The following is a 21,291-nucleotide window of genomic DNA, read 5'->3' on the forward strand; positions in this document are numbered from 1 at the left end:
TTTTGATAACCGTGTTGATTAATATTCTGGAACCGAAGGATCAACTTCTCGACTCCAAGCGGTGATACCGCCTTTGACATTTGTCCCCGTAATTCCTGCATCTTTAAGGATACTGAGGGCTTTGGCAGAACGACCACCCATCTTACAATGAGCAATTAAACGGTGTCCGTTCAGGATTTCTTTTACTTGAGCTACACCATTACCATTTTCAATATCTGGTAGTGGTACTAATACCGAACCAGGAATTTTCGCAATGTCGTACTCGTGAGGGTTCCGCACATCCAACAGGACAAAATCTTTAGCACCGCTATCTAGCAACGCCTTTAATTCTGTTACAGTCATTTCGGCAATTTCTTGCTGTTGTTTGGCTTCTTCCGCCTTAGCTTGAGTGATACCGCAGAATTGTTCGTAGTCTATCAGCTTCTCAATCACAGGGCGAATGGGGTTAGGACGCAGTTTCAATTCCCGGAATTTCATGTCTAAGGCGTTGTACAGCAATAGTCTTCCACTTAAAGTATTGCCATTGCCGAGAATAATTTTCACAGTTTCCGTGGCTTGGATGACACCAATAATTCCGGGTAAAATCCCCAAAACGCCACCTTCTGCACAGGAGGGAACCATTCCTGGTGGTGGTGGTTCTGGATATAAATCGCGGTAGTTCGGCCCACCTTCGTAGTTAAATACTGTTGCTTGTCCTTCAAACCGGAAAATCGAACCGTAAACGTTTGGCTTGTTTAGCAACACACAAGCATCATTGACAAGATATCTGGTGGGGAAGTTATCAGTTCCATCCACGACAATATCGTAAGGACGAATTATATCTAGGGCGTTTTCGGAACTCAAGCGAGTTTCGTATAAATCAACCTGACAATGGGGGTTAATTTCGTGAATGCGGTTTTTGGCTGATTCAATTTTGGGTTTACCTACCCAAGAAGTACCGTGAATAACTTGACGTTGCAGGTTAGAAGTATCAACAACATCAAAATCCACAATACCAATGCGTCCGACACCTGCTGCGGCTAAATATAACAGCAGTGGCGCACCTAAACCGCCTGTACCAATACACAGTACACTGGCAGATTTTAAGCGTTTTTGTCCGTCTACCCCGACTTCTGGCAAAATCAGGTGGCGGGAGTAACGTTCGTAGTCGTCTTTAGTCAGCTGGATTTCTTCCAGGTTGGGATTTAACATAGCAATTTTGCTGTGGACGAGCGAATTATTAATGGTATCGAAAAATGATGTCGTTATTTAACTTAAGTAGCTAAATTTATAGTATCAATGGTCTCTGGTTGAAACTGATGCTGGTCGTCAAGACTCCAACTGAGGAGTTCATTAGCTTTGCCATTTTGGACGGAAACTATTATATACGAGTATGCAGTCCAAGCATACTGGCGATCGCATTCGGAAGGAATTGCTGGATTGTCAGGATGGGAATGATAAATGCCAATAATATTTAACGACTTATCCCTGGCAGATTTTTGTACTTGTAACATATCTTGGGGGGCGATCGCATATCTTCGTCTTTCGCTGTATTCTGTTTCGTTATGAGCGAAGTTGCTTGACTCAGCACTCCAGGCGTTTTCCGTGGGGATAATTTCGACGATGGTTTTGGTTTGATTTTCTAGACAACCAAGGATGATACCGCAGCATTCTTCGGGGTAGGTGCTTTCGGCGTGGCTGCGGATCATTTGGATGTGTTGTGGAAGGATATTAATAACTGCTGTATTCAAAAGTTCCGATTCTGCTGGTCAATAAACGAGACAAAAAGTTGCTTGAATTCTACTACACTGCTAATCAGGCGATCGTAATTAGATGAATTGAGTATATCTAACTCATAACAGAGCATAAGTCTTAGTTTAACGTTATTTAAACAAATAGGGTGAGCAATGCCCACCCTATTTGTCTCTACTCTTTTTTATGCAAAAATACCCACTCAGCAACTCAAATTGACTATAATCTGAGCCTATCAAAATTTACACTCTTTATTAACCAGATGCGGAACAAATCAAGCTACCAATGTGACTTTTCCTGTTGCTATCTCATAACGACCGCCAGCAATTCTTAGTTTCTTTTCTTTGATCAGGCTTCTTAAGATTGTTGAACTTTCTTCTAACCTTTTTACCTGATATTGAACATTAGATATTACAGAATTATCTTCTAAATTGCCTGGTTTATTTCTCACCATTTCTACGGCTGGTTTTATTTCTTCCACAAAAGCACCAATTCTACCTGGGAGTGGATCACCTTTAACAGCAGCTGAGACTGCGCCACATTTTGTATGTCCTAAAACTACTATTAATGGCGCACCTAATACAGCCGTGGCAAATTCTAAGCTACCAATACCTTCTGGGCTAACAATATTACCAGCTACCCGTACAATAAATAAGTCTCCAAATCCCTGATCAAAAACAATTTCGGCTGGAACTCTAGAATCTCCACAACCTAGTATTGCTGCAAACGGATATTGACCCGCAGAAATTTCTTGTAAACGCAATTTTGATTGATTTGGATTCATGCGTTTATCTTCTATAAATCTTTTGTTACCATCCATTAATGTTTTTAAAGCTTCTTGAGGATCTACTATTTGAGGTTTTGGTTCAGGCTTAGATGGTTGTTGGGCAATAGCTTTTTCTCCTTGCCAAATTATACTACCAGTGGCACTAGCACCAACAGCAACACTGCCTATACCTGCTAATTTAATAAAATTACGCCGCCCAACAAATCCATTAATTCTACTCATTAGTCAACCTCACTTCCAAAAGGAAATTTATCCTAAATTGCTGTTTTCAAAATCAAGTAAAATCCTGGTACCTGAAACTGCGATCGCCACTTAGCATATCGCGTTATCAAGGTAAAGATAAATTGATTGATTTAGCTTAGGAATTTCAAATTTTTACCATAGACTGAAATATATCAGAGTAAGGTATTTCATTTGAACTTAATTTGCATACAAGAATAATATGCTTAACTGTGGTGTTAGTCTATGGTTGATTTTCTTTGTATAGAAGCAATAAGTAGGGTTTATGATATTCCTAAATATTCCTCAACTACAAGAACCCCGACTTTTTCCAAAAGCCGAGGTTCTAAGCCTCTGAATTTTCACCAAATAGATCGGCTGGCTACATCTAGCTATAAATTAAGGAATGAGATTAACTTTGCCAGTATCGATATCGTAGCAAGCACCAAGAATTTTGAGTTTGCCTGATTGCAACCTCTGACCTAATATGGTGGAACTTTGTTGCAATTTTTTCGCCTGATACTGCACATTGGCAATAACCGCATCAGTAGAATTCAGTTTGTTTAATGCAGGTTTGATGCTCTCAGCTACACGACCAATCATACCAGGCATGGGTTCGTTTTTGATGGCTGCGGCAACAGCACCGCATTTTGTATGACCTAACACGACAATCAGTTGTGTGCCGAGTACGGCTATAGTATATTCCAAGCTACCAATAACCATATCACTGGCGACATTACCAGCAACTCGTACCACAAATAAATCTCCTAATCCTTGGTCGAAAATAATTTCCGCCGGAACTCTGGAATCAGCACAACCTAAAATAGCCGCAAAAGGGTACTGTGCTTTGGCTACTAATTGTAAACGTGCTAATGATTGATGGGGATATTGGCGTTTGTATTGGATAAATCGTTGGTTCCCATCCAGCAAAAGTTTTAAAGCTTGATTTGGGTTAACTGGATTAGGGTTAGCTGGATTAACATCAGCGATCGCAGTTTTCTGACTATCACCTATCAGGCTACCACCAATCGTCGTAGCGGCGATCGCTAAACTACCTGTTCCGGCAAATTTCAAAAAGTTACGGCGACCAATAAATCCATTAATTCGCGTCATTAATCTTCCTGACAACATTTTCGTTGTGATCAGGAAGATATCAAACTTTAACTGGTAGGAAGAGTACCTGCTAATACCAATTCGTAATTCGTAATTAAGAAAGTCAGATATGGCATTGTTTTCGGGGTTTGAATGTGTTGCCTCATTTTAGAGAATTGATATAACACAGTTTTCTAGTTATTTAATATGGAAGCGATCGCACTAACTGATAATACAATAAGGACACAAGTAACCAATATCATCTGCTTTCTGTTTATAATCTTTGATGTTAATAAAAATGCTCTGCCCTCACGATGTTAATTAAGCACAATAAGTTTCTAAGTTGGGGAACTTGGTGATGCTGTTAAAGAAGTTTCTGTATTTACATTCATTGCACCTTGAACTGTCAGCACTGAACAGGGTGCATGATGCAGGACATAATTACTAACACTACCAAGAAACAATTCACTAATGCCACTCAAACCACGCCGACCGATAACTATGACATCGGCGTTCCAAGTGTGAGCGACTTCACAAATCATTCGACTAGGATCGCCTAGTTCTTGGGTAAATTCTGCTGATATACCTTTAGCGATCGCTTGATTTATCAGTAATGTTAAAAATTCAACTCCTTGTTGCTTTAATTTTTCCCATTCTCCTAAGTAATACTCTAAATTATGGCTTTGAGATGAGGTATAACCGCTATGTATTTCACCTTCGGAAGTGTTGAGAAAGTTATTATTAAAAGGAGAAATAACTTGCAACACCATCAATTCTGCATTAGTTAACATAGCTAATGATAGAGCTTGTTCAAATACATAATGACCAATTTCTGTATTATTAACTGCTACTAAAATTTTCTTAAACATAAATTAAAATCCTTAATCATTGGTCTTTTGGTTATGGCAAAAAGTAGGAAGTAGAAGGCTAAAGCATAAAACTTCAGCCTTCAGACTTCATTCTTTTGCTTCAGCCTTGGCAATTTCTAACAATGTCTTGAGTACCGAATCAGGGTTGAGACTGATAGAATCAATTCCTTGTTCGACTAAGAAACGGGCAAATTCTGGATAATCGCTTGGTGCTTGACCACAAATCCCAATTTTGCGACCATATTTCTTCACAGTGGCGATCGCATTGGCAATGGTTCTAGTCACGGCTTCATCCCGTTCGTCAAATAAATGGGCGACCAATTCAGAATCCCGGTCTAATCCCAAGGTCAATTGCGTTAAATCATTTGAACCAATAGAAAAACCATCAAAAATTTCACTAAATTTATCTGCTAGTTGCACATTACTGGGCAATTCACACATCACATAAACTTGCAGTCCGTTTTCGCCTCGCACCAAACCATGTTGCGCCATTTCGGCTAATACACGTTTACCTTCTTGGGGAGTCCGACAGAAAGGAATCATGAGAATCACGTTGGCTAAACCCATCTCATCTCGAACCCGCTTCATAGCCTGACACTCTAGGGCAAAACCTTCACTATAGCGGGGGTCGTAATAACGAGAAGCACCACGCCAACCAATCATCGGGTTTTCTTCTTTGGGTTCAAATTGCTTACCACCCAAGAGATTGGCATATTCATTACTTTTGAAATCCGATAACCGCACGATTACAGGTTTAGGATAAAAAGCTGCTGCGATCGTGCCAATACCTTGTGCTAGTTTATCAACAAAGAATTTAGATTTATCTTCATACTGGGCAGTTAACTCAGTAATTTTGTATCTTGCCAATTCATCTTCTAACTGATCAAAATGAATTAAGGCTAAAGGATGGGCTTTAATGTGGTTGTTAATAATAAATTCCATCCTGGCTAATCCCACACCATCATTCGGAATCGCTGTTAAACCGAAGGCTTCTTCAGGATTAGCCAAATTCATCATAATTTGCGTATGGGTGCGGGGCAATTTCTCCAAAGGCAATTCTTGTACTTCGTAAGATAATAAACCTTGATAAACTTTTCCCGTTTCACCTTCAGCACAACTCACGGTAATTTCTGTACCAGTTTTGATGACAGTTGTCGCATTACCACTCCCAACAAGTGCTGGAATTCCCATTTCTCTAGCGATAATCGCTGCATGACAAGTCCTTCCGCCAGAATTGGTAACAATTGCACTCGCCCGTTTCATAATTGGTTCCCAATCAGGGTCGGTGCGGTTAGTAACTAGCACTTCTCCCGGTTGAAATTGGTTGATTTGGCGCACATCAAGAATTACTCTGGCTTTACCTTGGCCAATCATCTCACCGACGCTGCGACCTGTTAGCAATATTTCACCCTTGTCTTTCAGTTGATATTGTTTGAGAACATTTTTGGTTTTTTGTGACTGGACTGTTTCTGGACGCGCTTGCACAATAAATAATTCATCAGTCAAACCATCTTTCGCCCATTCAATATCCATCGGGGTGTAAGTTCCCCGCACTTGGGAATAATGTTCTTCAATAATGCAAGCCCAGTTTGCTAGTTGGAGAATTTCTTCATCGCTGAGGGCAAATTGATTTCGTTCTGCTGGTGGAACAGAGATATTTTTTGTTAATTTCAAGCCTTCTAGGTCATAGACCATTTTAATTTCTTTCGTACCCAGGCGCTTTTGAATAATCGGGCGATAACCTTGTTTGAGAGTCGGTTTAAACACCAAATATTCATCGGGGTTGACTGCACCTTGGACAACGTTTTCACCTAAACCATAAGCTGCGGTAATCAAAGCAGCATCTTTAAAACCTGTTTCGGTATCAATAGAAAACATCACACCAGACACTGCCAAATCAGAACGCACCATTTTTTGTACGCCCACTGATAAGGCAATATTAAAATGATCAAAGCCTTTAATTTGTCGATATGAAATAGCACGATCAGTAAAAATAGAGGCAAAACACTTATGACAGGCTTCTAAAACGGCTTGCAGTCCGTGGACATTTAAATAAGTTTCTTGCTGACCTGCAAAACTAGCATCAGGTAAATCTTCGGCGGTGGCGCTAGAACGCACAGCTACATCAGTATCAGCACCGTATTCTTGGCAAAGATTTTGATAAGATTGAGCGATCGCTGTTTGTAATTCTGGCGGAAACGGAGTTTGCAACATCAACATTCTCGCTTTTTTGCCACATTGCCGCAGATTCTGCACATCCTCCACATTTAAATCTGCAAATATCTCTCTCAGTTGTGCTTCTAATCCTGCCGCAGAAATAAAATATCGATAAGCAAAAGCAGTAGTAGCAAAGCCTGTAGGTACCTTTACTCCTTTACGCCGCAATTGCTGAATCATTTCTCCCAAAGAAGCGTTTTTACCGCCAACTAAAGGGATATCTGCAATTCCCACATTACTTAAAGGTAAAACAAAAGCTTCTTCTGGAGATTCTGAAAAAGATGCTGCTGAATTTAAAAATGTGTCTAGCATATTTAAGTTTCCATAACAGATAGTGATATCTAAGAACTTCGCACTATTTGGTCATTAGCAGTTTTCATAGCAACACATTCGATAGAAAAATTGTGTGACTTCAACCGATACTCAAAACGCAATATTTTGAGCTTAATTTTTATAAGTGTTGCTCTCAGACGTTTTAGTAAATTGATTGGCTCTTAGGTCTCACACTCTTATTTATAGAAAGATAATTTGAGGAACTTGTGAGGATACAGCAACTAATCTGGACATGCTTGTTACTTATAGAGTTCTAATTGATACCAAAACTTTAACTTAAATTAGTTATTTTTTGTAACAGCACTGAATTGTAATTTTACAGAGGCATCACTGATAACTTCAAAGTAGTTTTGAATAACCCTTTCCAAATTCAAAGTGTTCCCTGTAATGAAAAAGAGTTTAAGTTTCAGTGCGTTCTTAGCACTGCCAACACTGCTATGGATTTTAGTAGGTGTCCAAAGTCTGACAGCTGCAATAGTCAAACAAGTTCGTCCTTCATCAACGCCTCAAGAAGCCACAGCATCAAAGCGTTATTTACTTAGCCAAACGACGAGTCCGAAAACATACTATGTCAGCGGTAGTGGTAGCGACACCAATAATGGATTATCTACTGCATCTCCATTTAGAACAATTCAAAAGGCTGCCAATCTCACTAACCCTGGTGATACCGTACTCATTATGAATGGCTTGTACACAAATAGCCATTCTGGATATGTACTTTCAGTTCAACGCAGTGGTACAGCCAATGGTTGGATTTACTATAAAGCCTATCCCGGACATAAACCAAAGATTAAACACAACGCCTGGAATGGAGTGCTAATTAGCAACGGCTCATCCTATATTGAGATTAACGGACTAGAAATTGAGGGGAATAATCCTAATATCACCCTTGATTATGCTTTGAGTCAAAAAACCAACACTTCCAATCCACTAACAAGCGGAAACTGCATTACTATTGATGGGCGCAAAAATAATCATCTGCATCATATTCGCATTTTGAACAATAAAATCCATGATTGTGGTGGTGGAGGTATTGCTGTAATGCAAGCAGACTACATCACACTAGACCGTAATGAAGTTTACAACAATGCTTGGTACTCTGTTTTCGCAAACAGTGGTATTTCACTATATCAAAATTGGAATTCTGACACCAACCAGGGATATAAGATGTATGTGACCAATAACAAGGTCTACAACAATAGACAGTACATTCCTTGGATTTATAATGGCAAAATCACAGATGGTAGTGGCGTGATTATTGACGATGCCAAAAATACCCAGAATAACTCAACATTGGGCGCATATAAAGGTCGTATCTTAATTGCCAACAATATCTCATACAAAAATGGTGGTGGTGGCATCGTTGCGTATAAAAGTGAGAATATTGATATTATCAACAACACCACTTACATGAATAACCAAAGTCTAGAGATTGATACTTCACAAATCTCTGCTACATCGGCAAATAATGTCAAAGTGTTGAATAATATTCTCTATGCTAACCCAGGCATGACAGTGAGTAAAGTTTGGGACAGCACTAACATTACCTACAACTATAATGTGTATGCCAACAGTACAGTTATACCTATTAAGGGTGCTAATGATATTCTAGCTGATCCACGGTTTGTCAATCCTGGAATTGCTGACTTCCGTCTTCAGTCAACTAGCCCAGCCATTAATACTGGTTATACATGGAGCGATTTGAAAACAGATTTTGTCGGTAAGGCTCGTCCATCAGGTACAAAGTATGATATCGGAGCGTATGAGTATTAGTCTTGCTCAAGAAATGATATAAAAGATATCCCATCGGCTAATACAACTAGCTAATCAAACCCCTTCTCTTACCAGGAAAGGGGTTTTTATATATCCTGACTTAAGCAATGCTAGTTCTGTGTAAGCGTTATTAAATTTTTAATGTATTTCATTGGTATATACACAGTTAATGCCTAATTAAACATTTTTATTGTAATTAGTAGATACTTACTCAATTAAGCTTATTTATTTGACAATTTGCTTAACGCTCAGGATACTATATGAGTCCCTTGAATTTATTGAGTCAAATATCTGTCAAGTGTATGGATTGTCCATAATTTTGTCAATCAATAGACTAAATCGGCTTGTCTATTATCTTGTCTGATAGGTGTTTCAGTAACAGTAACAAAGATAAAAGTGTTCCCTGTAATGAAAAAGAGTTTAAGTTTCAGTGCGTTCTTAGCACTGCCAACACTGCTATGGATTTTAGTAGGTGTCCAAAGTCTGACAGCTGCAATAGTCAAACAAATTCGTCCTTCATCAACTCCTCAAGAAGCCACAGCATCAAAGCGTTATTTACTTAGCCAAACAACGAGTCCGAAAACATACTATGTCAGCGGTAGTGGTAGCGACACCAATAATGGACTCTCGACAGCATCTCCATTTAGAACAATTCAAAAGGCTGCCAATCTCACTAACCCTGGTGACACCGTACTCATCATGAATGGCTTGTACACAAATAGCCATTCTGGATATGTACTTTCAGTTCAACGCAGTGGTACAGCCAATGGTTGGATTTACTATAAAGCCTATCCTGGACATAAACCAAAGATTAAACACAACGCCTGGAATGGAGTACTAATTAGTAATAACTCATCCTATATTGAGATTAACGGCTTAGAAATTGAGGGGAATAACCCTAATATCACCCTTGATTATGCTTTGAGTCAAAAAACCAACACTTCCAATCCACTCACGAATGGAAATTGCATTACTGTTGATGGGCGGAAAAATAATCATCTGCATCATATTCGGATTTTGAACAATAAAATCCATGATTGTGGTGGTGCCGGAGTTGCTGTAATGCAAGCAGACTACATCACACTAGACCGTAATGAAGTTTACAACAATGCTTGGTATTCGGTTAATGCTCCTAGTGGTATCACGTTCTATCAAAATTGGAATTCTGACACCAAACAGGGATATAAGATATACGTGACCAATAACAAGGTCTACAAAAATAGACAGTACGTTCCTTGGATTTATAATGGCAAACTCTCAGACGGTAGCGGCATTTTGATTGATGATGCCAAAAATACCCAGAATAACTCAACATTGGGTGCATATAAAGGTCGTACCTTAATTGCCAACAATATCTCATACAAAAATGGTGGTGCGGGCATCGTTGCTTATAGTAGTGAGAATGTTCATATTATCAACAACACTACTTATATGAATAATCAAAGCCCAGAACATAATGGTGGACAGATTGTAGCTGTGTCGGCAAATAATATTTATGTCTGGAATAACATTCTTGTTTCTCCCTCTGGTAAGAGACTGAATAAAGACTGGGATAATGTCAACGTTTCCTATAACTATAATGTCTACGCCAACAGTACATTGTTGAGTCTGACTGGGCCTAACGACATTATGGCTGATCCGCAGTTTGTCAACCCAGAAGGTGGTGATTTTCGTCTTAAGCCAACTAGTCCAGCGATTAACAATGCAGTTGATTGGGGTTTAACTACTGATTTTGTAGGTAATCCCCGTCCTTCTGGCAATAAGGATGATATTGGGGCTTATGAGTATCAGTTCTAGAAATTGAAAGGATATAAGGTTGTGTTGAAAAAATTGAAAATGCAGAGTTTTGACATTAAATTTGCTTTTTTAACACAACTTTTTTATTTACTTCGTGAGGATTAAAATATTCGTGAGCCTGATAGAGGTAACTGTTGGATTCACTTTGCTCAGAAATACCATTAACTACTAAACCTAAGACGTTATGGCTCGATCTTTGTAACATTTCTTGGGCAGTCAAAGCGCTGCTAGATTCAATTACACCTGGTCTAACTACTAACAAAATCCCGTCTGACATTTGGTTTAAAGTTAGAGCATCTGCGGCTAGGAGTAGGGGAGGCGCATCTATAATGATAAAGTCATATTTAGCAGAAAAATTGTCAATTAGTGATGCCATCCGTTTGGAATCTAGTAGAGCGAGTGGGTTAGGTGGTCTAACGCCAGCTGTTAAAACATCCAGATTATCCATTACTTGATATACAGCAGAAGGAAATTCCGCTTGACCGACAAGAACTTCGCTTAATCCTGCGGCATTGGTTAGTTGCCAAAGATGATGTTGAGAAGGTACTCGCATATCTGCATCAATAAGTAAAACTTTACGTCCTAATTGAGCGATCGCGGCTGCTAAATTTGCGGAAACTGTAGATTTACCTTCTTTGGGTACAGCACTAGTAACTACTACGGTCTTCAGAACTTTATCAGAACTAAGGAATTTTAAATTTGCTTGAATCATCCGATACATTTCGCTAGTTAGAGAGTGAGGCATATCTCTCACAGCAATTTCGGGAGATGCTAGTTCGCCATCGCTTTCACGGGAGCGCATTTTATTAGTAGATAAAGGAATACCACCCAGTAATGTGTATCCAAAGACTTCTCTTATTTCCTTAAGTGTTTTGAGAGATTTGTCTCTCATTTCTAAAAACAGAACAGCACTAGTTGATAAGAATGCACCAAAGGTCAGACCCAAGGCTATGAAAATAAGTTTCTTGCCTGATTCTGGCTTTTCAGGAACGGTTGCTTGAGCGACAACCCGCGCATTGGGTGTAGTTTTATTTTCCGCTACTTGTAGTTCTTGAACTTTTTTTAGAACAGTTTGATAAGTGGATTCCGCAACATCAACTTTGCGTTCTAACTCGCGCTGAGTTTGGGCTAACTGTGGGATAATTTTCATCCGTCGTCCGTAGGCAGAACGGGAATTATACAAAGATGCAAGTCGATTTGTCAGTCCAAAGCGTTGTACTTCTAACTGTAAAAAATTTTGAATTAATGTTTGTCTCAGTTCTCCAATCTGTAATAGCCTTTGTGGTACTTGTGCTTGTGTACCTAGCGTCTGTCCAACTTGCTGTTGGAGAAGGGCTGTTAAGTTTGCTTTTCTAGCTTCTAAACTCACAATTATGGGATTATCATCTAGGAAACGGCTGCGTTCGTTAGCTAACTGACGTTCTACCTCTTGCAGTTGTGTCAGCACACCTTGTACCGCTGGAGATTGACTCAAAGTACTAACGGCGATCGCTTGTTGAGAGTTAAGATTGATTTTTTGGCGCAGTTCATTACTTTGGGCGGTTACTTCAGCTAGTTGAGAATTAACAGTATTAATTTCGTTATCCAAATTCCCAATAATACCAACACCTGATCTTGTTTCTTCTGTTAAATCTGCAATGTTATTCTTTTGTCTAAATATTCTTAATGCTACTTCCGCTTTATGAACAGCAGCTTGAGTGTTCGGTAACTGCTTGGCCATAAATTTACGTGTGGCTTCGGCTTCAGAACGACTTGTCAAAATATCGTTTTCTAAATAAGCATCTATGATTGTGTTAACTACTGCTGCGGCTTCTTCGGGGTTTGTGCTTTTGTAAGCAATGCGTAGCACATCAGTACCACCAACAATTTTTAGTGTCAGGTTCTTTTGTAGTTCTTCTACTTTTAGTGGCTCACCTTTGTCGTTTTTGAGTTGCAATTTATCTATAGTTCGCTGTAATAAAGGTGGGGAAGAAATTACTTCTATCTGAGTATTTATCGGATTCTGAGTGGATACTAGAGATCTCAAGTCACCTGTTTCTTCACCTTCGTTGTTACTAGGCAAAAGATTAGTGCCTACCACATTAAATGAAGGCATTCTGAATAAGAGTTTTGCTTCTGCTTCATAGGAAGCCTTAAGTAGTGTTGTTGCAGCAACGCTCAGTCCAACACTAGCTGCCAAGATACTAAGAATTAGTATCCATCGTCTTCTCAATACTAGTAAGTAACGATTAATATCTAAATCGATTGTTTCCCTAGATTCCATAGAATTTTTTGACATATAGCTTCAAAAATACTGCTTTGGGACAAGATGATAAAAATCTTACTTACGCACTGTAGACTGTAAATAGTATAAACTAGCTATGTTAAAAAACCATCATTTAATGAGTTCTCAAAATATAAATTGATTTATGCTTTTAATTAGCGTTTGGGCGCTTGATCAAAAGCACGAGCGATCGCATTCCAAGCTAGTTTGCGTTGCATATAAGTATCATAGGGCAGTGGACGCACTGGCGCTTTATCTGACCTAGGTTCAAATTCATTTAACCAAGAATAGCGATCGCTTAATCCCCAGGTAAGTACAGCAATTACTGCACGTTCATCGAGTACAGTGGAGAGATAGTCTTCATATACTCCTGCAATAATGCGATCGCGAGTTTGAATATCAAAAGGTAGCTTTTTATCTACTACATCCAGTTCTGTAATCATAATCTTCAACCCTAAACTAGCGACATCTTGCAGAAATTTTCGTAGTTTTTTGGCGTTAAATTGATTGTCTCCTGGTGATAGGTGAGCCTGAATACCAAGGGCATGAATTGGTGTACCTTTAGTACGCAAACGTTCTAGTAATTTTAATACGGCTATTCTTTTTGCTTCTTGCTGACGATTGTCATAATCCAAATCATATTCGTTATAAACTAATAACGCATTAGGGTCAGCAGCAGATGTAAGACGAAATGCTAATTCAATATAATTTTGTCCTAATAACTCTAACCAAGGGCTAATACGTAAACCATCACTTCTACCATCTTTTGGTAGCATAACTTCATTGACTACATCCCAAGAATGAATTTTGCCGGCATAACGTTTAACTACAGTATTAATGTGGTTTTTTAATAACTCTACTGCATTTTTACTATTAGCTTTTTCTTTAAACCATGAAGGTAAAGATCTATGCCAAACTAAAGTATGGCCGCGTAAAAGTAAATCATGAGATGTAGCAAAATTCGCGAGCCAATCTGCTGGAGCAAAATCAAATTTATCTGGACTAGGACGCAGCTTCACATTACCAGCAGCCCACTTCATTTCCCATTCAGGCACAAGCATCCGGCAATTTTCAATTACGGTAGCAGCATATTTAGCATCTGATTTGAGAATATCTGTACGCACTGCTGCACCATAAATCAACCCTTTTTTAGCAGCACGTTCATGTAAAGAAGGTTTTTCGGTTACAGAAAAATCTCTATTATTAGTATCTAGCGCTTGTATTTGCTGATTTTCATAAGTAACTTTACCTGCTACCACTGTACCTACAGTAGCCAAGCTACCCAGTCCAAATAAAAAACTACGTCTGTCAATCAATGTAGGTCTTTTCATCATCAAGACTTTATTTTTGTGAGTAGCAGTGAATTAAAAATACCTTTAAAGTTACAAATTTGAGTCAACTTATTTTAAGGGTTAGCTATTACTTTTTGGGTAATACGCTGTTTCAAAACTCGATAAAGAAATAGTGGGTTGCCCACAATATAACGTTCCCAGAGACGAGTAGGTTCAGTAACTAAACGTGTTAACCACTCAAAACCATTATCTGTCAGCCAGCGTGGGCCGCGATATACAGAATCAGTGTAGAAATCTAGGCAAGCACCGAGAGGGAGAAACACGCGAGTGTCAATTTTATCAAAATGGTCTAAAATCCAACGTTCTTGTAATGGCATACCAAAGCCAATGTATAAAACGTCGGGTTTAAATTGATTAATTTTTTCAATTACATTATCATTATCTTTTCCAGATTTGTCGAAATAACCGTGATGGCCATCGATGCGTAAATTAGGTGCGATCGCTAGTAATTTTTTAATTGCCTTATCTGTAACTCCTGGTTGTCCAGCCAGTAAAAATAAAGAAATATTGTTTTGCTCACAAGCTATGGCTAAACTTTCTATATAATCAGGACAAGTCATACGATGTATAGGTTCCATTTGATAACCCAAAAGTTTTGCACCTAGCAAAACGCCAACTCCATCACAAAATACTAAATCAGCATTATTTAAAAAATTTCGATACCAAGGTAATTGATAGGCAAAGTTCATACCTCGAACATTAACATGGGCTATGACAGTTTTTTGGGCAACTTTACCAGCTTCAACTATATAGCTAATTAAATCTTGTACCGTTAATTTATGGAATCTTGTGTCTAACACCTTGACTTCAGGAAAATTGCTCATTTTTACCATATTTTTTAACTAATTGGGATAAATCTTCTAGATAGTTTAATGAGACTCAACCAGAATTGAATCATAAATTTTAGATAAATAATTCATATATTGATTCACATCAAATGATCGAACACTCTCTCTAGCATTATGGCCTAAGCTTTGCCTAAACTCCGGGTTATTAATTAAATGCTGCATCGCTATCGATAACTCTTGAATTTTTCCTGGTTCAACTAATAGACCATTTTGATTAGGAATGACGAGTTCAGGTATACCTCCAACGGGTGTAGTAATCACAGGTAATTCCCAACTCATAGCTTCTAATAATGCCATTGGTAAACCTTCATTATATGAAGGTAGTATAAAAACATCAGCTTTTGCTAAAAGTGTATCTCGTTGCTGTTCATTTACCCAACTTAAAATAGTAATGTAATCACTTAACTGTAATTCTTCTACTAAATTTTTAGCTTGTTCCGTATCTCCATCACCTGCTATGAGCAATTCTGCATTTTGCTTGTTTTCATCAGGCATTGCAGCAAATGCTTGAATCAAATCAAAAGCTCCCTTACGTTGTCCAATTCTTCCTAAAAATAAAAAATTAACTTTTTTAGCAATGATGCGTTGAGCAACTTTTGTAGGAAATTTGACTGGATTAGATAAAACGCACACTTGCTCTGCGTTCAAACCCAAGTGATCTATATAGTAATTTTTCCAGCTAGTTGATAAAACAATAAAACGAGTTGATTTAGAAAATACCCAACTCAACATAGCCTTGATTGATTTTGGCAAATGTGCATAAAAAATATGAAAATCAGCACTATGAGTATGAAGAATTACTGGTTTACGCAATAGCCAAGCAATCATTGTTGTAATTGCCTGACGAAAAGCACTACCACGTTCCGAAACATGAATATGAACAATATCAGCTTCTTGTTGTAACAGTCGCCAGCACAAAATTCCTAAAGCCTGACTAAAGACTAATATTTTCCGTAATGTTGAACCATTAGGTAAAGTAGGTAGATGTCTAATTTGTATCTCAGTTGGTGCTTGTTGAAGCATCAATTTTTCAACAGATACTATGCCACCTTGTCGATCTAAACTTTCTCCTAACATTAAAATTCGCATCTTCTGCATAACCATCCCAATTTTTTATTTCTAAAAAATATGATAATTTTTTGATAAAAATAACAAATGTTAAATAGTTTATAATTAATACTTATTGCGTTGATATTTTTTTGTCTAAATTTGCAGGTAAAAACAACGATAAACAAACAGCAACATAAAGTATCCAGCTAATACTATTGGATTTTACAAGTGAAGATTCAGTCAAGTTAACTATGACAATGTATGTCATATGTATAATAGGCCAAATCTCAACAGATGTTTTACTATTCCGTACCCAAACTAATGCTTGTAAATAACTCTGCAAAAAACCTATAAAAAATATCCCTAATCCTAAAATACCTAAATCTAGCCATAGAGCTAAATAACCATTGTGAGGGTGGGTTGGTGTCCAACCAGCAGCCCACCAAATGGAAGCTGATTCACCATTCCATCCTTGCCAAAATCCACCATAACCATAACCAAGCCAAGGATGTTTCCAAATCATTTCCAGAACCAAAGGCCATAAGTCTGTTCTTCCAGTTAATGTGGCATCTTTCCCTATAGAGGAAAAGAGGATATCAGCACTACTATTAAACCAAAAATATGCTCCTTCGCCTAAAGTAGCTATTAGCATTATTGTGGGAATCATTAAATTATAAGACCAACGGAATGTTTGAAAAATAAAAAATGCACTAATCAGAATTAATAAATTTACTAAAGATGAAGTTGAAGAAGCAAGCAATAAAAGTAAGAATGATAAACTAAAGCCAAGCCAAAAAATATAAGCTTGCTTTCGATTTTGATATGCCATGATTAGAAAAACAATGCCACTGTTTAGCATCGCAGCACCCAAACCATTTTTATGTAAAAATACTCCTCGCCACTTTCCTTGATGAATGCCGCCCATTATCCCGTATTTTGGTAAGGCTATAGCAAAAATAAAACTTAGTAATATAGCAATTCCAAATGCCCAAGTTAATAAATATAACTGCTGTTTAAGGGTATAACGAGAAGCTAAATAAATTCCAAATAAGGTTGAACCTATGAGCGTAAAACTATCTTTCAATGTTGTTGCAGGCTCAAAAGACCAAATAATCGAAATAGCTGCAAGTATAATTAATGCAAAAATCCATTTTCCTTTGATTAAAAAATAAAGGCTTTTCTTCCAACGTAAAACTAGTAAAAATGAAGTAGCTATGTAAAGTAACAGATTAATAACTCTGATTAAGGTACTATCAAATTCAACGAACTCATTTTCTTGCGCTCCTCCTGATAAGATAAGGTCTAAGATAGCTCCTGAATAAATTAACAATGCGACAACGGTAAATAGATATTCAGCACCAATGAGTAATTTTTTCATATTCTTTTGATTGCATGATGATAAACATCAAACGTTTGCTCTGCAATATTTGACCAATTTAAATCATGCTGACAGCGAGCTAATGCAGCTGTTTGCATTTGTTGTTGCAAAGTGCGATCGCTCAACAACCGAATTATGGCATTAGCTAAGGCTTCTACATCCCCAGGTGGAACTAAGATTCCATCTTTTTCTGGTTTGATGATTTCTCGCAATCCACCAACATCCGATGCAACTATTGGCGTTCCAATACCATAAGATAACGCCGCTACGCCACTTTGAGATGCTTCAATGTAAGGCAAGACTGAAATTGTGCTGCGTTGAAAAAGTCCGGCTACGTCTTCTTCTGGAATAAAATCATTGATGATTTCGATTTGCTGATGGTCATAACCATGAGGAAAATATTGTTGAATATTTTCGCCGCGTCCCGCAATAATTAATTTGACTTCGGGAATCTTAGCAGCAATCAATGGCATAGCTTTTAACAAATAGTTCAAACCTTTATAAGGCCAGATTCTGCCGAAAAACAGCAATGTATAAGGTTCTCTTGCTAAAGTTTTTGTTTTGGCTCTTCTTTGGTACAAGCTGCCAAGTTCCCCATGATTTAACACATTAACTCGCTGCTTTGGAACCTGAAAATCTTGGATAAGCGCTTGCTTTAAACCTTCTGTATGAACAATGAGTTGTTGAGAGCGAGAGAATGCGACACGTCGAGTATATTCTGAACCAAACACACTTTGGCGATCGCCAGGATGACGATACACATCATGGATTGTTGTCACCAATGGGGGCATTTGATTAAAGAGTAACGCCAGATCATACCAAGGATCATTAGTTTCCTGTACATGTAAAACATCTGGTTGCACCTCTTGGATGCTCCGCATCATAGTAGACATAGACAGTAGATTACGTGGATCTCGAATTCGTGGTTTCTTAAAACTAATTACATGGATATTTGGATCTAAATCATTGCGACAGACCGCAGAAACTTTTTCTGGATGAATTAGCGTTAAATTTACATATTTTACTAGACTATTTGCTAATTCAATCGTGTAGTCTTCAAAACAGAAATGTAGTAAAGCTACTTTCATCATAATTCTTTTATTTTTTAATTATCTTTTGACTGCTACTTTTGACCAAACAACGCGAATTCCACCCAAATAGTTAATACCCATAAAACCAATAATCAAACAGTAGATAAAAGTAGAAATCATTAAAGTTATTAAGAAACTATGACTGGCTCCTTTCAAAATCAAAAACACAGGTAACATTAAAAAAGTAATTAAAACTGGACGACGAATAATTTGCAATATGTTTAATGGAAATAAACGACTATATGTGTAACAACAATATTGGCTGAATCCCAAGATTCTCATTACTAAATCAGTGGTAGCTGCACCCAATAATTGAAATTGGGATACGAGTAATACGCCTAAAAAACTACCTATTGTGTTAGTAATCACAACTTCGCGCAAATTAAACTTCTCCAAACCATTAGCTACTAGCAGATTAGATAATGCGCGATTAAATGGCAAAAACAATAAAGTTAGAGTAATGATATTAAGAGCTAGACTGCCTTGAGCAAAACTAGGATTATATAAAAAAATCAATAAATCTTTGCTAAAAAACCAACAACCCATTAATAATGGTAAGGCTATAATTAACAGTATTTCAATAAAATTTTCTGTAATTTTACGTTGATGTGCTTTTCCTTGAGCCACTGCCTTGGATAAAGTGGGAAATATTGCTGTAGCCATACTATTAGCAATAATGAGGAATGGTTGCATTAGTTGCACGATGCCACCATAAATACCGACTAAAGCTTCGTTACCTAATAGCGAAATAATCAATATTTGCATTCTACTACTAACTACGGCTATACCTTCAATGGCAAAAAATGTCCGTGCAGCTTTAATACTATTCCAAATAAAATCCTTTTCAATTTGCCATTTTAGTTTGACTGTACCTATCAGTAATAGCCATTCAATTACTAAAATTATCGCTTCAGAAGCCAATAAAATTTCTGCTAAAGTATTAACTCCATACTTCATTTGCATTGCCCATATCATCAACATTACCCGCAAAACGTAAACAGGAACTGTAGAAAGAGCAATTAAATGCATTCTTTCTTGAGCCTGAAAAATTGCTTCTGTGATATTTGACAAGGAAAATGGAATAATCGTTAAACCCATAATGTAGCAAACAGTGGATGTTTGAACACTATAAGGCAATAAAAACACCACAATGGCTAATGCTACATAACCAATAAGAGCAAAAATAAATTGTAATAAGGTGCCATTTGTGAGAAAAATAGAAGTTTTTTCTGGCTCACGGGCTAGTTCTCTAGTGAACAAAGTTTTTAGTCCCTGTGAGGAAATGTTCACAAAAATAAAGTAATAGCTAAATGCTAATAGATATTGTCCTAATGCTTCAGCCCCTAATATTCGTGCAATAGCTGCGGTTAGTACAAATGTGGCAATGCTTTGAACCAACCTATTAATAAGCATTGAGAGAGAATTGCTGATTAATTTACGTTTTTCTAGCATTATGATTTAAATGTATTGCTGGATAAAAATAACATATTCTCAGTTAACTATTGTTTCGATATGATATTTCGTAGACTAATTTATCTCCGAGAACATAATATCTAAAACGACGTTTTAATATAAGTTTAAGTTGACTAATAAAATGGACTAAAAAATATGGATTACGGATGAATTCAAATAAAGCTGTTAAGACTCTTTTCTGTTTGAGAGGTTCGACTACACTGTAATAAGCTCGGTTTTTCTCTAGTACTGCCAGACTTTTAGATAGACTGTGAACTAATTTAGAGTTAGATTGAACAATATCTTGTTGTAAAAAATAATTGAGCGACACAATGAATTGGTTAATATGCCGTACTTTACTTTGAGTTACTAGAGAGCCTGGACGAGAAAGATAAAAATAATATGCTTGCGGAACAAAAATTAAGTAAGCTTCTTTCACTAAACATTGCAACAGCAAATGGAAATCTTCTACAACCTGCATGTTTTCGTCATATTGAATTTCATGCTTGAGTAAAAATTCTCGCTTGATGATGGGCTTAGATAAACCTAGGTGTAATCCTGGTTGTCCATAAATGCCTGTTGCGACAAAATACGGTGCGTTAATTTGACAAGGTGTATGAATTTGCTCTCCACTCTGTCTCAACAATGTACTCCAAGGAGAAGTGTCACCGCTTTGGATAAAGTGGAGGTCATCAATCACAATATCGGCGTTTTCTGCTGTTGCCACTTGCAGCAGCTTTTCTAACCTATCCGGTGCATACCAATCATCAGAGTCCAACACAGCAATCCATTTTCCTTGAGCTTCTTTCAGCGCTTGGTTACGTGCGCCACTCACTCCCAGATTTTTTTGGTTGACCAAGACTTTGAGACGTGAATCCACAAAGCTATTGATAACTTCTAAAGTTGAATCACTAGAAGCGTCATCTACTACAATAACTTCCAAGTTGGTGAGGGTTTGCCCTAAAGCTGATTCTATAGCTCGTGCAATATAGTTTGCGGTGTTATGCGCCGGAATGATGATTGATACTTCGGGATTCAT

The 21,291-nt window shown here is 37.7% G+C and carries 17 protein-coding genes; 3 read left to right on the forward strand and 14 right to left on the reverse strand.

All coding sequences use genetic code 11. The features are described 5' to 3' along the window. Positions 1 to 18: 18 nt before the first annotated feature. From moeB to ppsA, 6 genes are all read right to left on the reverse strand, one after another. Positions 19 to 1,191, reverse strand: coding sequence for a molybdopterin-synthase adenylyltransferase MoeB (gene moeB / locus NCWK1_RS02495; RefSeq protein ID WP_103123601.1), 1,173 nt, complete (start codon positions 1,189 to 1,191; stop codon positions 19 to 21). A 62-nt stretch (positions 1,192 to 1,253) separates the two neighbouring features. Then, a complete protein-coding gene (locus NCWK1_RS02500; RefSeq protein WP_103123602.1) occupies positions 1,254 to 1,730 on the reverse strand; it encodes a M67 family metallopeptidase in 477 nt (158 codons plus the stop codon). A 275-nt stretch (positions 1,731 to 2,005) separates the two neighbouring features. Further along, positions 2,006 to 2,740: a carbonic anhydrase gene (locus NCWK1_RS02505; protein WP_103123603.1), complete on the reverse strand. Its 735-nt coding sequence runs from the start codon at positions 2,738 to 2,740 to the stop codon at positions 2,006 to 2,008. Positions 2,741 to 3,136: 396 nt separating this feature from the next. After that, positions 3,137 to 3,850 (reverse strand): carbonic anhydrase, encoded by a 714-nt coding sequence (locus NCWK1_RS02510; protein ID WP_103123604.1) that lies wholly within the window; start codon positions 3,848 to 3,850, stop codon positions 3,137 to 3,139. 317 nt (positions 3,851 to 4,167) lie between these two features. Next, on the reverse strand, positions 4,168 to 4,698 hold the full coding sequence (locus NCWK1_RS02515; RefSeq protein WP_103123605.1) for a universal stress protein: 531 nt from the start codon (positions 4,696 to 4,698) through the stop codon (positions 4,168 to 4,170). A gap of 87 nt (positions 4,699 to 4,785) precedes the next feature. Further along, a complete protein-coding gene (ppsA, locus tag NCWK1_RS02520; RefSeq protein WP_103123606.1) occupies positions 4,786 to 7,227 on the reverse strand; it encodes a phosphoenolpyruvate synthase in 2,442 nt (813 codons plus the stop codon). 45 nt (positions 7,228 to 7,272) lie between these two features. Here ppsA and NCWK1_RS30560 point away from each other — a divergent pair, with 45 nt between their 5' ends. The 3 genes from NCWK1_RS30560 (at position 7,273) to NCWK1_RS02530 (ending at position 10,818) form a co-directional block, all read left to right on the forward strand. Continuing rightward, positions 7,273 to 7,413 carry a hypothetical protein gene (locus tag NCWK1_RS30560; protein ID WP_146033941.1) on the forward strand — a complete coding sequence of 47 codons (141 nt, stop codon included), beginning with the start codon at positions 7,273 to 7,275 and terminating at the stop codon, positions 7,411 to 7,413. A gap of 222 nt (positions 7,414 to 7,635) precedes the next feature. Then, a complete protein-coding gene (locus NCWK1_RS02525) occupies positions 7,636 to 9,021 on the forward strand; it encodes a right-handed parallel beta-helix repeat-containing protein (RefSeq protein ID WP_103123607.1) in 1,386 nt (461 codons plus the stop codon). 408 nt (positions 9,022 to 9,429) lie between these two features. Then, a complete protein-coding gene (locus NCWK1_RS02530; protein ID WP_103123608.1) occupies positions 9,430 to 10,818 on the forward strand; it encodes a choice-of-anchor Q domain-containing protein in 1,389 nt (462 codons plus the stop codon). A 55-nt stretch (positions 10,819 to 10,873) separates the two neighbouring features. On the opposite strand, the gene NCWK1_RS02535 is transcribed toward NCWK1_RS02530, so the two are convergent. The 8 genes from NCWK1_RS02535 to NCWK1_RS02570 all read right to left on the reverse strand — a co-directional run bounded on the left by NCWK1_RS02535 (position 10,874) and on the right by NCWK1_RS02570 (position 21,291). Continuing rightward, positions 10,874 to 13,096 carry a GumC family protein gene (locus tag NCWK1_RS02535; protein ID WP_103123609.1) on the reverse strand — a complete coding sequence of 741 codons (2,223 nt, stop codon included), beginning with the start codon at positions 13,094 to 13,096 and terminating at the stop codon, positions 10,874 to 10,876. Between the two features lie 140 nt (positions 13,097 to 13,236). Further along, positions 13,237 to 14,415 carry an endo-1,4-beta-xylanase gene (locus tag NCWK1_RS02540; RefSeq protein WP_103123610.1) on the reverse strand — a complete coding sequence of 393 codons (1,179 nt, stop codon included), beginning with the start codon at positions 14,413 to 14,415 and terminating at the stop codon, positions 13,237 to 13,239. A 71-nt stretch (positions 14,416 to 14,486) separates the two neighbouring features. Continuing rightward, entirely contained in the window at positions 14,487 to 15,257 is a 771-nt protein-coding gene (locus tag NCWK1_RS02545; protein ID WP_096585295.1) for a WecB/TagA/CpsF family glycosyltransferase, read from the reverse strand. 45 nt (positions 15,258 to 15,302) lie between these two features. Next, a complete protein-coding gene (locus NCWK1_RS02550; protein WP_103123849.1) occupies positions 15,303 to 16,379 on the reverse strand; it encodes a glycosyltransferase family 4 protein in 1,077 nt (358 codons plus the stop codon). 82 nt (positions 16,380 to 16,461) lie between these two features. Beyond that, on the reverse strand, positions 16,462 to 17,709 hold the full coding sequence (locus NCWK1_RS02555; protein WP_103123611.1) for an O-antigen ligase family protein: 1,248 nt from the start codon (positions 17,707 to 17,709) through the stop codon (positions 16,462 to 16,464). Next, a complete protein-coding gene (locus tag NCWK1_RS02560; RefSeq protein ID WP_103123612.1) occupies positions 17,706 to 18,800 on the reverse strand; it encodes a glycosyltransferase family 4 protein in 1,095 nt (364 codons plus the stop codon). Before NCWK1_RS02560 ends, NCWK1_RS02555 begins: the two co-directional genes overlap by 4 nt. Positions 18,801 to 18,818: 18 nt before the next feature. Next, positions 18,819 to 20,252 carry an oligosaccharide flippase family protein gene (locus tag NCWK1_RS02565; RefSeq protein ID WP_103123613.1) on the reverse strand — a complete coding sequence of 478 codons (1,434 nt, stop codon included), beginning with the start codon at positions 20,250 to 20,252 and terminating at the stop codon, positions 18,819 to 18,821. Between the two features lie 43 nt (positions 20,253 to 20,295). Continuing rightward, positions 20,296 to 21,291, reverse strand: coding sequence for a glycosyltransferase family 2 protein (locus NCWK1_RS02570; protein ID WP_103123614.1), 996 nt, complete (start codon positions 21,289 to 21,291; stop codon positions 20,296 to 20,298).

Origin of the sequence: Nostoc cycadae WK-1, from assembly GCF_002897135.1 — a bacterium.
GTDB lineage: Bacteria > Cyanobacteriota > Cyanobacteriia > Cyanobacteriales > Nostocaceae > Nostoc_B.

What these genes read in the sequence shown, in the direction of transcription:
- moeB (WP_103123601.1), bottom strand. Translation starts at nt 1,191, where the DNA reads ATGTTAAATCCCAACCTGGAAGAAATCCAGCTGACTAAAGACGACTAC.
- NCWK1_RS02505 (WP_103123603.1), bottom strand. Translation starts at nt 2,740, where the DNA reads ATGAGTAGAATTAATGGATTTGTTGGGCGGCGTAATTTTATTAAATTA.
- NCWK1_RS02510 (WP_103123604.1), bottom strand. Translation starts at nt 3,850, where the DNA reads ATGACGCGAATTAATGGATTTATTGGTCGCCGTAACTTTTTGAAATTT.
- NCWK1_RS02515 (WP_103123605.1), bottom strand. Translation starts at nt 4,698, where the DNA reads ATGTTTAAGAAAATTTTAGTAGCAGTTAATAATACAGAAATTGGTCAT.
- ppsA (WP_103123606.1), bottom strand. Translation starts at nt 7,227, where the DNA reads ATGCTAGACACATTTTTAAATTCAGCAGCATCTTTTTCAGAATCTCCA.
- NCWK1_RS02525 (WP_103123607.1), top strand. Translation starts at nt 7,636, where the DNA reads ATGAAAAAGAGTTTAAGTTTCAGTGCGTTCTTAGCACTGCCAACACTG.
- NCWK1_RS02530 (WP_103123608.1), top strand. Translation starts at nt 9,430, where the DNA reads ATGAAAAAGAGTTTAAGTTTCAGTGCGTTCTTAGCACTGCCAACACTG.
- NCWK1_RS02535 (WP_103123609.1), bottom strand. Translation starts at nt 13,096, where the DNA reads ATGTCAAAAAATTCTATGGAATCTAGGGAAACAATCGATTTAGATATT.
- NCWK1_RS02540 (WP_103123610.1), bottom strand. Translation starts at nt 14,415, where the DNA reads ATGATGAAAAGACCTACATTGATTGACAGACGTAGTTTTTTATTTGGA.
- NCWK1_RS02545 (WP_096585295.1), bottom strand. Translation starts at nt 15,257, where the DNA reads ATGAGCAATTTTCCTGAAGTCAAGGTGTTAGACACAAGATTCCATAAA.
- NCWK1_RS02550 (WP_103123849.1), bottom strand. Translation starts at nt 16,379, where the DNA reads ATGCAGAAGATGCGAATTTTAATGTTAGGAGAAAGTTTAGATCGACAA.
- NCWK1_RS02555 (WP_103123611.1), bottom strand. Translation starts at nt 17,709, where the DNA reads ATGAAAAAATTACTCATTGGTGCTGAATATCTATTTACCGTTGTCGCA.
- NCWK1_RS02560 (WP_103123612.1), bottom strand. Translation starts at nt 18,800, where the DNA reads ATGATGAAAGTAGCTTTACTACATTTCTGTTTTGAAGACTACACGATT.
- NCWK1_RS02565 (WP_103123613.1), bottom strand. Translation starts at nt 20,252, where the DNA reads ATGCTAGAAAAACGTAAATTAATCAGCAATTCTCTCTCAATGCTTATT.
- NCWK1_RS02570 (WP_103123614.1), bottom strand. Translation starts at nt 21,291, where the DNA reads ATGAATCCCGAAGTATCAATCATCATTCCGGCGCATAACACCGCAAAC.